This window comes from Streptomyces sp. WMMC940, from assembly GCF_027460265.1.
GTDB lineage: Bacteria > Actinomycetota > Actinomycetes > Streptomycetales > Streptomycetaceae > Streptomyces.
In genome coordinates, this window is sequence record NZ_JAPZBC010000001.1 from 7,451,888 (window position 1) to 7,464,450 (window position 12,563).

The window sequence follows — 12,563 nt, forward strand, 5'->3', positions numbered from 1 at the left end:
CTTCCGAAGTGGAAAAGCCCGACACCATCCTGATCATCGGCGGACGGCTGGAGGCCATCCAGAAGGCCAAGGAACTCGGCCTGCGAGTCGTCTTCCTCCAGCACAAGGAGCGGCTGCTGCCCGGTCAGGCGGAAGCGGTGGACGTGCTGCTCCTGGTCGACTACCTGGACTGGAACGTCACCCGGCCGATCGTCCGCGCCGCACACGAGGCGTACGGCTTCACCGCGGTGATGACCCTCGTGGAGCAGGCGACCGAACTGGCCGGGCGCATCAACGACATGCTGGGGCTCGGCGGCACCTCGTACGAAGTGGCCAGGCGCTTCCACGACAAGCTGCGGATGCGCGAGTGGTTGCACCGCACCGGGTTCGAGTCGGTGGGCTGTGCCGAGGTCAAGTCGGCGGAGGAGATCCGCAGGTTCGGCGAGCAACACGGCTTCCCCGTGGTCGTCAAGCCGATGGACGGCACCGCCAGCCGCGGCATCGCCGTGGTCCGCGGCCCGGAGGAGACCGAAGGGGCCTGGGCGGAGCTGACCGGACTGCGAGGCCGCGGCGACCTGCCCATGGCCACCTTCTACCCGGTGGACCGCTTCATCGCCGAGGAGTACATCGACGGCGTCGAGTACAGCGTGGAGAGCTTCTCGTTCGACGGCCACCACATCGTCGTCTCCATCACCGACAAGTTCCACGACGGCTGCGTCGAGATGGGGCACGCCCTGCCGGCGATCCTCGAGGACGAGAAGGAGAACACGATCGTTCGGCACGTGACCGGCTTCCTGACGGCCATGGGCCTCAAGGACGGCGTCGGGCACACCGAGGTCAAGCTCTCCGCCAAGGGCCCCCGGATCATCGAGGGCCACGACCGGGTCGCAGGTGACCGGTTGCTCGACTTCATGGCGGTCACCCACGGGTTCGACATGGAGAAGTACGCATCCGGATGGCCGTTCCGGCGGCTGCCCGCGCTCACCGAGCGCCCCGTCCCGACGCTGGGGGCCGCCACCAAGTGGGTGAACGGAAGGCCCGGGATCGTCGAGGGGGTCGAAGGAGTCGAAGAACTCCGCTCCGAGGCAGGGGTGTTCGGCGTCGATGTCCATGTCCGTCCCGGCGAGGAGATCACGGCGATGACCGACAACTACGGGCGCCACGTCCAGGTCCTGGTGACGGCCGAGACCACGGCCGCCGCGGTCGAACGCATCGACGCCCTGATCGACCGCGTACGGGTCGTCACCCGTCCCGCATCGTCCTGACCCTTCCCGCCCCGCGAGCGACACGAGAGAGAGCCGGGACACGTGGCAACCACCATCGCCCCCGAGTCGATATGGCAGAGATTCGGCGTACCACGACTGAAGGGGAACGGCAGGTTCGTCTCCGCGAGCCTCATCGACAGCCTCGGCACCGGGCTGATCATGGCGTTCACACTGGTCTACTTCACCAGAACCACCGAGGTGTCCGTCACCGCGGTCGGTGCCGCGATGACCCTCGCGCGGCTCCTGGCCCTGCCCACATCGGTGATCGTGGGGCCGCTGATCGACCGGTTCACCGCACGCCGGACAGCCGCCTGGGGCAACCTCGTGTCGGTCGTCGGGTACCTCGGCTTCCTCGTGACCGACTCGGTCTGGCAGATCGTCGTGGTCGTCCTGCTCGTCCAGATCGGCCACACGACGTACTGGACGTCGAGCAGCGGGCTGGTCGTGCTGGCCTCGCCGGAGGACCGGCGCATCGCCTGGTTCGGCTTCATGACGGCTCTGCGCAACACGGCGATGGGCGTCGGCGGCGCACTCGCCGCGTTCGCGTTCGCTCTGGGCGAGGGCGCCGCGCTGCACGCCATCGTCATCGGCAACGCCGCCAGCTACGTCCTGGCCTCGGTTCTGCTACTGGCATGGAGGCCGCCGGAGCACGCGGCGGCGGTGCCGGAGGACACCGGGAGCCCGGACACCGACCCGGAACCGCCCACGCGGAACGCCGGGCAGCAGTCGGGGGCGGGTTACGCGGCGGTGCTGAAGGACGCCTCCTACGCCCTGCTGATCGGCATCAACGCCACGCTGGTCTTCGGACAGATGCTGATCAAAATCCTGCTGGCCATCTACATCGTCGACGTGCTCGGACTGCCGGCCTGGACGGCGGGAGCCCTGATCGTGGTCAACGCGGTACAGGTGTCCCTCACCCAGACACTGGTGGCCAAGCGGACGTCTCGAGCGAGGATGAGCCGGGTCGTCATGCTGGGGTCGGTCCTCAACGCGGCGTCCTTCGGCATGTTCACGGTGATGTACGCGACGCCCGACGTCGTGACCTACGTCGGGCTGTTCCTCGCGATGGTCGTCTTCACGCTCGGCGAGGTCGTCGCCTTCCCCGCCATGGAGAACCTGAGCGTCACGATGGCCCCCAGTCACATCCGTGGCCGCTATCTGGCCACCTACCAGTTGTCCTGGACCGTCGGCGAGATCGCCGCGCCAGGTCTGCTCACCTTCCTGCTGGCCCGCGGTGACGTCCTGCCGATGCTCTTCCTGCTCGGGCTGAGCCTGGTGGCGGTTCCGCTGCTGCTGGCCCTGGAACGTAGGGCACCCACCAAGACGAGCATGGGAGTAAGCGCGTGAAGACGGTCGTAGTGATATCGACGCGTGGGTTCGGCGTGTTCCGCCACGATCTGCTGGTGGAACCGGACCAGGTCCGGTTCGTGGGGATCTTCTCCGAGCAGGACAGCGTCAACGTCTCGGATACCGAGGGCTCCTACTTCCACCGCATCCACGTGGTGCCGTGCGGCCTCGACGACCCCTCGTACACCGAGTCGTCGATCGTGGACCCCGCCGCGACCCGGGCGATCGTGCACGAACTGGCCGGGCAGAGCGGCACCGGCGAACTCACGCTGCACTGCTTCGACGAGCGCAACCTGCTGCTGACCGCCGAACTGCGTGAGGAGCTGGGCCTTCCCGGGCCCACCTACGAGCAGTTGCTGCCCTATCGGGACAAGTGCCTGATGAAGGAGAGGCTGGCCGGCACCGGACTCCGCGTGCCCCGCTTCGGACGGTTCGACGAGCAGGGCTTCCGGGACGACCCGGCGGCCTGCCTGGACCGCATCACCGCGGACGTGGGCATGCCCTTCGTCCTCAAGCCGGTCGACGCGGCCTCGGCAGACGGCGTCTACAAGATCTTCTCCGCCGACGAGTTCTTCGCCCTGCCGCACGACCTGGGCCGCAGCTACGAGTACGAGGAGCACATCGACGGCACCATGTACAGCGTCAACCTGGTCGTCAAGGACGGGCGCACCGTGTTCGGAGGGGTGACCGAGTACTTGGTCAACTCGACCGAGGTGCAGCGCGGCCGGGTGAACGCCGACATCAACCTGATCGACACGGACCCCCGCGTCCCCCGGATGATCGCTTTCGCGGAGACGGTACTCGAAGCCCTCGGCAAGCTGGACGGCGCCAGTCACCTGGAGCTGTTCCACACCGCGGAGGACGAGCTGGTCTTCCTGGAGGTCGGGGCCCGCTTCAAAGGCCTCGCGGGTCTTGCCGCCATGCAGCAGAACTACCAGGTCGCCCTGCTCAACCTCGCCTTCGAGATCGAGGCGGGCCTCAAGAGCCACCCCTGGGACCAGGAGCAGATGTACTGCTTCGACGCCGTGATGCCCAAGCGGCCCGGCATCGTCTCTGAACTGGTGGAGCCCGAGGTGGAGAGCGAAGTCGAGATCAAGTGGAAGGTGACGGTGGGGGAGGAGATCAAGCAGGGCGCCTCACTCATCGACAACGGCGGCACCTTCCTGGTGCGCAACCACGACTACGAGACGCTCTACCGCGACTTCGAACGGCTCGCCACGTACCAGCCGATCCGCTACGAGGACCAGCGTCGCGGGGGCCCTGGAAAGTGATACTCCGCAGACAGGGTGACGACGTCGACGTCGAGTCGGTCCGTTCCGCAGTAAGACACATCATCGAATCGAGACGATTCGACGGCTGGCTGATCGAGATGCCGGATCATGTACTGGTGCAGGTCGCGGCCCCACTCGAAATGCTCGGCTTCCAGCACTACATGACGCCGCCGCAGGACCGTCTGCTGGTCAGGGCGGCCCGGGTGGTGTGGGACGCTGTCGCAGGCCTCCTGGACGACTGCCCGGCCGACCTGGCCGAGGGATTCGCCTCGCTCGGCGCGGCCCTCAGCGCCGCCCCCGCCGTGGCACGCGGCCAGGAGTGGGCCCCATCTCAGCCGCTGCAGCGAAGGACAGGAGTTTCCCCGTGCACTACTCAGGGCTTGAACTCGACCGGGCCGGCGCCCGGCGGGCCGACGCCGCCTGGATCGCCGGGCTGACCGCCCGGCCCGGGACCCGCGTCGTCCCCCTCTGGCGCGACCAGTGCCTGGTCCAGGACGGTTCACCGGTCGAACGCACCGGAAGGATGGCGCGGGCCCTGCTCGAGGCCGCTCCTGAACCCGTGTTCCTGGGACTGGACGGCGACCAGGCCGTATTCGCGGCCGATCTGTCGGAGTTGGCGGAGGACGAGGCGTCCGCCCTGGGCGCCGCCGAGGGCGTTCGGGACGTACGTGCCATGGTGTCCACCCTCACCCTCGCGGAGGCCGGCCTGCTGGCGTATGCCCGGGGCATCCTGCACTGGCACCGCAACCAACGGTTCTGCGGTGCGTGCGGCGGGGTCGCCGCCAGCCGCGACGGCGGCCATCTGCGGGTCTGCCGCGGCTGCGGGAAAATGCTGTTCCCCCGGATCGAGCCGGCCGTGATCGTCCTGGTGGAGTGCGCACAGGAACCCCGGCGCTGCCTGCTGGGCCGACACGCCGGTGCCGGACCGGACAACTTCAGCACCCTGGCCGGCTTCGTCGAGGTCGGCGAGAGCCTGGAGGACGCCGTCCGGCGCGAGGTCCTCGAGGAGGCCGGTGTGGTCGTCAAGGACGTCGTGTACCAGGGCTCCCAGGCGTGGCCGTTTCCCGCCGGGCTCATGGTGGCCTTCCGAGCCGAGGCCGTCGGCGACGAAACCGACGTCGACGGAGCGGAACTGGTCGAGGCGCGCTGGTTCACCACGGCCGAGCTGCGTGACCACATCGACGCCGGAAACGGCTGCCGGCCCGACTCCATCGACAAGTTCCTCATCGAGAGCTGGATCGCGGAAAGAGCGGATGACCACACAGCACAGACAACACGAGCAGCGGCACGGAGAGCATTGGATGGACGGTGAACCACCTCCGGGCAAAGGCGAGTTCTCCCGCGTCCTGGCAACACCCCCCGCACCGCCGCCGGCGGCGCTCGCCTACTTCCGGCAGGCGCGGCTGGCCTGCGAGACGGACCCCTTCGACGTGTACCACGATCTGGCGTCCCGGGCGGGCGGATTCGTGCTGGTGGACGCCCGCACGACGGACGTCTACGACGAGGAGTGCCTGCCCGGTGCGCTGAGCATGCCCCACGAGCGGATGACCGGCGAAGTCCTCCGCATGCTCGATCCCGCGCCGGTCTACGTCACCTACGGATGGGGTCCCGCCTGCAACGCGGGCACCAGAGCCGCCGCCCACCTCGCGGCGGCGGGCTTCCGGGTCAAGGAGATGATCGGCGGCCTCGAGTACTGGAAGCGGCAGAACTATCCCACGACGACGAAGAGGCGTTAGCGGTGTCACACGAGATCAAGCTCGTCATCGACGAGGTCAACGAGATACGAACGCAGCTCGCCAAGGACGCCGATGTCCGCAGCCCGGAGTTCCTGGCGGACCTGCTGCGGCGGCTGGAGTCCTCGGAGCACCTGCGCCGTCAGCCCGTCGTGCGGGCGTTCATGGACGACATACGGCAACAGGGGCCGCAGCCGCGCCTGACGCGCACCAAGGCGCACATCAACACCGAACGCGACAACCATCTGTTCTCGCTGTTCAACGCCTCGTACTTCCCCCGGCTCTCGCTGGACTACCTCACCTATGAGACGCTGCCGACCGATCCGCACCTGGCCCAGCGGTACGGCAGCAACACCATGCCGGTGAACATCACCGCATGCTCGGACGGGTTCAACTCCAGGGTGGTCGTTGCGCTCTTCCCGGAGAACCACATCGACGGCCGACAGGACCCCGACGACCTCATCTTCTATTTCATCAACAAGTTCGTCGCCCGCCACAACCGCGTCACCCGCAAGATGATCGACGAGGTCATGGCGCCCGGCAGCTTCCCGCTCATCCAGGGCGCCGACGACGACCGTGTGCAGGCCGCGTCGTCCTGGTGGGTGCGGCTGCACGAGTTCCACCACAGGCAGGGCGACATGCCGATCCCGGACTACCTGGACGCCAAGAAGCTCAAGCCGCTGGCCGGACTCGAGGAACTCCGCGTCGACGTCTCCGCCATGCTGGTGTGCCTGAACGACCACGATCTCCCCGGCGACCAGGCGCGTGCCGCGTACGAGTACATCCTCGCCGAACGGCTTCTGCGCTACGCCGTCGAAGGGATCCCCCGGCCCAACTACGACGCGGTCGCCTCGCAGGTCCTGTTCAACTACCTCTCCCAGAACGACGGTATCGAACTGAACGGCGACCGCATCCACCTCCGGCCGGAGCTGCCCCGGGTGCTGGCCGGCTTCCTCGGCGAGATCCAGGCCATCGAGCGGCGCATCCGCACGGAGGACGTGTCCGACGTCCGTGCCGGACTGCTGGAGTTCACGAACCGCTACACCGACTACGACGAAGCGGCAGGCGACTACCGCCACATCGCGTTCTTCGCCGAGGTGAAGCAGCGCCTCGGCGTCTGACCGGCGGACCCCCGGTGCCCAGCGGGACCGAAGCCCGGGCCGGCGACTGCACACGTGCGGGAACCGGGCCGGAGTCGGTGTCAGTACGTGCGGGGTGACGTCGTGGGTCCGGTCCCTCGGGGTGCGCTGATGGCGGCGGCGGGGGAGTGCCCGGGAACGGGCACCGCCGGTCTCCCACATGCCCGCCTGGTCCGTGCTCTGGTCGACGAGCCATGACGGGGACGGTGATCGGTGTCGCGAAGGCCGGCCGAGATGATGACGTTGGGACCGTACACCAGGGTGTGCGCGAGCCTTCGGGCCGCCCCGGCGCCCGCTTGGCAGCTGCCCTCGGGATCCGCATGGCCAAGGACGCGCTACTGGACTTGCTCCGCTCGGTTCCGCAGCCGCCGGTCGGTACGGTCAGATCTCTGGGAGTGGACGATTTCGCTCTACGCAAGGGCGACTCCTACGCGACGATCCTGGTTGATCTGGAAGCCCGCCGCCCGGTCGATGTTCTGCCCGGCCCGGACTCCGAGCCCTTGGCCGCCTGGCTGCGCCGGCACCCGGAAGTGGAGGTGATCTGCCGGGACCGGGCCGGCTCCTACGAGGAGGGAGCGAGAACCGGTGCCCCGCAGGCGTTGCAGGTCGCCGACGCCTGGCACCTGTGGCGGAACATCGCCGAGGCGGTGGAGAGGACGGTCGGATCCCACCACGGGTGCATCCGGGCCGCTCTCGCAGAGACTCTGGTCACAGCGGAGGAAACCGTGAGGGACCCGGTCGTGCCGGAGCCGTCTGAGGCGGTGGCCGTGCCGTTCGTCCCACCTGACGGCTTGCTCGACGTCATGGGCCGGCCCCGGGGCCTGGTCGCCCGCACGGCGGAGAGATTCGCCGCGGTCCAGGCACTGCTGGCCAAGGGGCAGTCCCTGGCGGCGATCGGCCGGACACTGCGGCTCGACCACTCCACCGTCCGCCGCTTCGCCCGCGCTGGCAACCTCGAAGAACTCCTGGTCAAAGCCACCGGACGGCTATCCGTGCTGGACGAGCACAAGCCCTACCAGCCCTCCCATTCCCTGGTCAACGGCCTACGACGAGATTTCGACGCCGCCACTGCCGGACTCTCCACATCATGGAGCTCCGGCCAGGTCGAGGGCCACGTCACCCGCGCCAAACTCCTCAAACGCATGGCCTATGGACGAGCCAACCTCGATCTCCTACGCCAACGCGTACTCCTCGGCCCATGACCGTGCGACAGCGCAAGATCCCCGACAGAGCCCTATTGCGCGCACGTCCACAACACCCTTCAGATGTGGGAAGTGAGGCCGGTGACAGGGTCGTGGGAGATCAGCGTCGGCATCCCCGGGTCATACCGGACGGTCTCGCCGTTCAGCAGGGCCCGTCGTTGGCTGGCCGTCGCCACCTCGACCAGGAACCGCAGCACGGAGGCCACCCCAGCCCCGTCGAGGACGTCCTCGGGCCAGACGGAGAACTCGATCTCTTCTTCGTCGCAGGGCAGGGCGAAGAACCACACGGCGCCGAAGCGGGCCCGGAAGGAGAAACTCGTCCCCCGGCCCTCCGGGTCGTCTGCCCAGACGCGGAAGAGGTCGGCGAAGGGCGGACGCACGGGATCGAGCCGGGGGTAGGGGTGCTCCACCTCGGTCTCGTCGGCTACAACACGCAGGCGTTCGAGGACCGCGATCCACTCGCCGCGGGTCGTGTCGAGGACCCGAATGTCCCTCAGGCTGCCGTCGAGATGGAAGACATCGCACATCCACGGCTCGGGCAGGCACCGCGCGCGGGCGCCGTGCTCACCGGCGTGGACGTCCTCGTGCGTCAACTCGACCCGCCGCCTCGCGTTCGACTCTCCCATGGCACCAAGGTAAAGGTCGCCACTGCAGGGAAGGACCTGCCCGGCCGTTCAGGGGCGGCTGATCGAATATTCCGGGTCCTGCGGCACCACAAGATCCCCGACAGAGCCGAGTTACGTGATCGTTGACACCTGGTGCATGACTGGTCCGGTCCGGCGACCGCCACCGCCGGCAATCGCACCACCGTGCCGGGTCAGCCCACATGGGACGACCGGGTCAGCCTGGACGAGCCGCGCACTGCGTTCGCGAAGACCTCGGGTGGCGAGGACAACGGCGCGAGCTGGAATCTCACTCTGGAGATCACCGTACCGCCGGACTCCGGCGGCGGGCTGCACAGCGGGACGTGACGCATTCGGTGGCGGAGCGTGTGACAGGCCGGCGTAACGCCCCAGGCCGGAGTTGCAGTAGGGGTTCAACTTCGCGATCCCCTACTACAGGGAGGGCGGCTACGACCGGGGGACGCGGAACTCATCCATTGCTTTGACCGGGTAGGTTCGCCGGAAGCTCGCGGTGTTCGGCATGGACGGGCCTCGCCGACCCTCCGTAGGCTGGTGATCGCCTACGAAGGGGGCGGGGTGAACGGCAATCCGCTGTACCACTGGATACTGCTGGCGGTGTCCACGGCGCTCATGCTGCCGGTGCCGGTGGCGATACTGGCGGGGTGGACACCGCCGTGGCTGCGGAAGCGACAGGCCGGGTTGCGGCTTCGCGCCTACGGCATTCTGTGCATCTACGCTTTCATGCTCGTCAACGGCATCCCCCGGATCGCCGATGCCTCGTTCGAGACGGTCATGGTCTGCATGATCGTCGGGCTCGGCTGCACCGCCGCCGCTGCGGCCCTGTTCCTGCTCTCGGCACGCAAGGATTCAGGCGCCCGGACAGCCGGCCCAGTCGAACCTCGGGAAGGCGGTGGGCCGGATCCCGAGGGGTCCGAACTCGTCGAACCTTCCCGGTCAGAGCGCTATGAGATCTGATCATGGTGCTGCCCGGGCCTGCTGAGCAACGCGCCCCCTGTACGCCCTTTCCTGTGGAGTCGCCACGAAGGCAATCTTGCAGGCAGCGATCGCTGGTGATTGAAGTGCTGAAGGGGGCGTCCCATGGGCAGGAATCACGACGAGGCCGCGAGGGCGGCGGAGATTCGGCAACAGGAGGAAGAGGCGAGGCGACTCCAAGAAGAACAGGAGGCAGAGGCGAGGCGACTCCAAGAGGAGTCGGACCGCCTCAAGTTCATCGCCGGCGTGGCCGAGGCCGACCTGCACGGACTTAACCCGGACAGGTGACAGGAGCCTGATCGCCCACAGCCTTCCGGGCACGCCCGCCGGGGTCCGGCGCCCCTCGCCATTCGGGGCGCCGGGACGTCTCCGACCGCCGCCGTGGCCCGGGGGTTACTGACGCCCGGGAAAAACAGTGGGCGGCGGCCGGGCCTGCGCCTATCGTCGTCCCTCGATGGAGATGTCCTTCCGGAAGCTGCCGGACAACCAGCACGAGATCCTGGTCCGCGCCCGCAAGGGGCCGGACGTCAGGCTGCCCGCCCAGTCCGTCGGCCCGACCATGCCGCACGACCTCGTCCACGCCGTCGTGGAGACCGCCCTCGGCATCGACGACGGCTTCTGGGGCGCGATGGCGCGCGGCGCCACTTTCCAGGGGTTCGAGCTCGTCACGCCGAGGCGGCACCGCCGCTCCGGGATGAAGGTGCTGCGGAGGGGCGGCGCCGCCGTGATGGCCGCCGAACTCTCCGTGAACTGGGCCTACCGGGTGTGGCGCGGGCTGGCCACGGAGGGCCGTGGTGTCGGCCGGGCTCCGATCGACGCGGAGGCGCTGGCCAGGACGGGGCCCCGTCTGAGCGCCGCCGCCGCCCGCTGGGCCGCGCTGCCCGAAGGCGGGGAGCTCCTCTGGCGCTGGGGCTCGGACCGCTAGGCTCCTCGCCTGGAAGGCGAGTTGCCGGCCACCTCGGTGCGCCGCCGGCGGTCTGCCTGCACGTGATGGCGGTGCTCGACCCGTTCGACAACGCTCCCGCCGTACCGGAGACCGCGGAGCGGCCGGCGGCGGCCCACCGACGCGGGGAGCACCGGAGCACCGTGCCGCTGGCGACGATCGCTACCCTTCGTCGATGTCGCCACCGACGGCGCGAGGAACTCCGCGCCGGTCGTGACCCGATGCCGGGGACGCTCAGCGGGCGATACGTAAGCTGATGTCTGTTATGTCTTCGCCTGAAGGTGTGGCTCGGCGGGCCCGTAGCTGCGGGCAAAGCCGAGCCGTTGGGGGCAGCGACCACATACGCGTTCGCCGAGCGAGGGCAGTGCAAGCAATCATGAAGCATGGCCCTTCAGCGCACGAAGCCGCACATCAGCACACTCTCCCTGCGGCACGTCCTGCCGGAGCCGTTGGCACTGGAACAGTGGGCGGAGATCCGCCCGGTGATCGATGGCCGCGATCTGCTCGCGGCGATCCATCCCGACGGGGTCTCCAGCTGTTCCTACTACGGCTGGATCGGCGCAGTGGAGGACTGTCCGCTCGCGGCGACGCCGGAGGCCCGACAGGTCGAGTTGTCCAACAACGACTGTGACACGGGCTGCTGCGGTGGCGTCTTCGTCACCGTGCGGCGTGACGGGCCCTTCGTGCTGTGGACGGGATGGAAGAACACCAACGACATCCGGGTGCCTTACCCGCCCGAGCTCCGCTTCGACGCTGCCCAGTACGACGCCGCACTGACTGCCGCTGCGGACGACGTCAGCTGGGAGGACCCGGTGCACACTGCTGCCCGTCTGGTGGCACGGGCCCTGGGCGACGGTGAGTGGTTCGAGCGGTGGGGCTACCGGCTGGCAATGGTTCGGCCCTATCGCAGGGAGTTCCCGGCGGACAGGGAGTCGCCCTCGGTCAGCGTGCTCTTCCGCCCCATCGATTCCCGATGTACTTACTACAGTCTGGGATTCGCCGTCACCGGGGACGAGGCCGCCGAGGACCAGGCTCGGCAGTTCGTGACGCGCATCCTGGCAGACGATCCGCGCAAGTCCGCCAGGCTGTGCGGAACGTAGCACCTCAGGGCATATGTGAGTTGATGCCTGTTTGCCCTTTCGGTTGGGGTGGGCGGCCTGTTCGCGGGCTCGCTGGGCGGCTATGGCTGCGGCCGGGTGCACAACCCCTGCTCGGTCTCGGCCGGGATCCCGCGCTCGGCCAGCCGCTTGAGCTTCAGGCGGACGTTGTTGACGTTGTTGGGCGCGATCTCCACGTCCATCGCCTCGCACACCGCCCGCGCCCGCAACGGGCGTCGGCTGCGGCGAACACCGCCATGATCTGCTGGTAGGCCGGATGGTCCGGCAGTTTCGTGGTCGGCGGCGCGGGCGGCTGCGGATCGGGCAACTCCAGCAGCGTCTTGCGGGTGATCCGGATCTCCTCGGCAGCCTTGTCGAACCCGTCCAGCAGTGCGGTCAGCTCCGCGATCTTCTCCCGGGCCGCCTCGGCCTGCGCGGCGATCTCCCGCTCCCGCCCCTCCAGCCGCGCCAGCACCGCCCCCCAAGGTCAGCTCCCCGCCGGTCATGCGCCGCGCCAGGTGGAGGCGGAGGTCCCCGTCAGCATCCTCGACATGCGGTCGCTTATGCCCACCTTCGCCCCGTGGTCCTGGACAATGCTCTTGAACCCCTGGTCCACCAGGGCTTTCTTCACGGCGCCCGGCTCGGTGCCGGCAATCACCCTGTCCAGCAGTGCGGTGCCGAAGGCGTTTGTCGTGGACGGAGGCGGCCAGCACCACCACCGCGATGACCCGGCCCAGCACGTCAACGGCAAGTCCCCGCTTGCGCCCCGGCACCTCAAGGGCACACTCCAGCACGGCCGGACCCTCTGTTCAGCGCCGATACCGCGGTGCCACACCTTCCAGCGACGACAGATACGACATCACGTCACATCCCGCCCTCTCAGGCTGATGTCGGCGAGTTCGTGTTCGCGAAACCGGCCCTCGACGAGCTCGTCGAATGGGCTAGCATCGCCGGGCACCAACGGGTGATCG

15 protein-coding genes and 1 pseudogene are annotated in these 12,563 nt (G+C 68.5%); 13 read left to right on the top strand and 3 right to left on the bottom strand.

What is annotated here, in order from left to right; genetic code table 11:
* The first annotated feature begins 8 nt into the window (after nt 1-8).
* From O7595_RS32685 to O7595_RS32720, 8 genes are all read left to right on the top strand, one after another.
* On the top strand, nt 9-1,244 hold the full coding sequence (locus tag O7595_RS32685; RefSeq protein WP_269732197.1) for an ATP-grasp domain-containing protein: 1,236 nt from the start codon (nt 9-11) through the stop codon (nt 1,242-1,244).
* Nucleotides 1,245-1,286: 42 nt separating this feature from the next.
* On the top strand, nt 1,287-2,591 hold the full coding sequence (locus O7595_RS32690; RefSeq protein ID WP_269732198.1) for an MFS transporter: 1,305 nt from the start codon (nt 1,287-1,289) through the stop codon (nt 2,589-2,591).
* Entirely contained in the window at nt 2,588-3,862 is a 1,275-nt protein-coding gene (locus tag O7595_RS32695; RefSeq protein WP_269732199.1) for an ATP-grasp domain-containing protein, read from the top strand. The genes O7595_RS32690 and O7595_RS32695 overlap by 4 nt, the downstream gene beginning before the upstream one ends.
* Nucleotides 3,859-4,299: a hypothetical protein gene (locus tag O7595_RS32700; RefSeq protein WP_269732200.1), complete on the top strand. Its 441-nt coding sequence runs from the start codon at nt 3,859-3,861 to the stop codon at nt 4,297-4,299. Before O7595_RS32695 ends, O7595_RS32700 begins: the two co-directional genes overlap by 4 nt.
* Nucleotides 4,227-5,174, top strand: a complete 948-nt coding sequence (gene nudC / locus O7595_RS32705; RefSeq protein ID WP_269732201.1) for an NAD(+) diphosphatase — start codon at nt 4,227-4,229, stop codon at nt 5,172-5,174. Before O7595_RS32700 ends, nudC begins: the two co-directional genes overlap by 73 nt.
* Entirely contained in the window at nt 5,164-5,598 is a 435-nt protein-coding gene (locus O7595_RS32710; protein WP_269732202.1) for a rhodanese-like domain-containing protein, read from the top strand. Before nudC ends, O7595_RS32710 begins: the two co-directional genes overlap by 11 nt.
* A gap of 2 nt (nt 5,599-5,600) precedes the next feature.
* Nucleotides 5,601-6,716, top strand: a complete 1,116-nt coding sequence (locus tag O7595_RS32715) for a DUF6421 family protein (RefSeq protein WP_269732203.1) — start codon at nt 5,601-5,603, stop codon at nt 6,714-6,716.
* 212 nt (nt 6,717-6,928) lie between these two features.
* The gene (locus tag O7595_RS32720; RefSeq protein WP_269732204.1) at nt 6,929-7,936 is read left to right on the top strand and encodes an ISL3 family transposase; all 1,008 of its coding nucleotides are present in this window, start codon (nt 6,929-6,931) and stop codon (nt 7,934-7,936) included.
* A gap of 59 nt (nt 7,937-7,995) precedes the next feature.
* Here the strand turns inward: O7595_RS32720 and O7595_RS32725 are convergent, their stop codons facing one another.
* Nucleotides 7,996-8,562: a hypothetical protein gene (locus tag O7595_RS32725; protein ID WP_269732205.1), complete on the bottom strand. Its 567-nt coding sequence runs from the start codon at nt 8,560-8,562 to the stop codon at nt 7,996-7,998.
* A 132-nt stretch (nt 8,563-8,694) separates the two neighbouring features.
* Between O7595_RS32725 and O7595_RS32730 the strand changes: the two genes are divergently transcribed.
* The 5 genes from O7595_RS32730 to O7595_RS32750 all read left to right on the top strand — a co-directional run bounded on the left by O7595_RS32730 (nt 8,695) and on the right by O7595_RS32750 (nt 11,595).
* A complete protein-coding gene (locus O7595_RS32730; RefSeq protein ID WP_269732206.1) occupies nt 8,695-8,907 on the top strand; it encodes a hypothetical protein in 213 nt (70 codons plus the stop codon).
* A gap of 204 nt (nt 8,908-9,111) precedes the next feature.
* Nucleotides 9,112-9,534, top strand: coding sequence for a hypothetical protein (locus O7595_RS32735; protein WP_269732207.1), 423 nt, complete (start codon nt 9,112-9,114; stop codon nt 9,532-9,534).
* Nucleotides 9,535-9,657: 123 nt separating this feature from the next.
* Nucleotides 9,658-9,840 carry a hypothetical protein gene (locus tag O7595_RS32740; protein ID WP_269732208.1) on the top strand — a complete coding sequence of 61 codons (183 nt, stop codon included), beginning with the start codon at nt 9,658-9,660 and terminating at the stop codon, nt 9,838-9,840.
* 166 nt (nt 9,841-10,006) lie between these two features.
* A complete protein-coding gene (locus O7595_RS32745) occupies nt 10,007-10,477 on the top strand; it encodes a hypothetical protein (RefSeq protein ID WP_269732209.1) in 471 nt (156 codons plus the stop codon).
* A gap of 401 nt (nt 10,478-10,878) precedes the next feature.
* Entirely contained in the window at nt 10,879-11,595 is a 717-nt protein-coding gene (locus O7595_RS32750) for a hypothetical protein (protein ID WP_269732210.1), read from the top strand.
* Between the two features lie 154 nt (nt 11,596-11,749).
* Here O7595_RS32750 and O7595_RS32755 read toward each other — a convergent pair whose 3' ends face one another.
* Both O7595_RS32755 and O7595_RS32760 read right to left on the bottom strand, forming a co-directional pair.
* A complete protein-coding gene (locus tag O7595_RS32755; protein ID WP_269732211.1) occupies nt 11,750-12,067 on the bottom strand; it encodes a hypothetical protein in 318 nt (105 codons plus the stop codon).
* 87 nt (nt 12,068-12,154) lie between these two features.
* Nucleotides 12,155-12,368 (bottom strand): annotated as a pseudogene (locus O7595_RS32760) (IS5/IS1182 family transposase); the annotation flags it as partial.
* Nucleotides 12,369-12,563 lie beyond the last annotated feature (195 nt).

Coding starts and splice junctions, on each gene's coding strand:
- O7595_RS32745 (WP_269732209.1), top strand. CDS start 10,007: ATGGAGATGTCCTTCCGGAAGCTGCCGGACAACCAGCACGAGATCCTG.
- O7595_RS32710 (WP_269732202.1), top strand. CDS start 5,164: ATGGACGGTGAACCACCTCCGGGCAAAGGCGAGTTCTCCCGCGTCCTG.
- O7595_RS32720 (WP_269732204.1), top strand. CDS start 6,929: ATGACGGGGACGGTGATCGGTGTCGCGAAGGCCGGCCGAGATGATGAC.
- O7595_RS32725 (WP_269732205.1), bottom strand. CDS start 8,562: ATGGGAGAGTCGAACGCGAGGCGGCGGGTCGAGTTGACGCACGAGGAC.
- O7595_RS32740 (WP_269732208.1), top strand. CDS start 9,658: ATGGGCAGGAATCACGACGAGGCCGCGAGGGCGGCGGAGATTCGGCAA.
- O7595_RS32750 (WP_269732210.1), top strand. CDS start 10,879: ATGGCCCTTCAGCGCACGAAGCCGCACATCAGCACACTCTCCCTGCGG.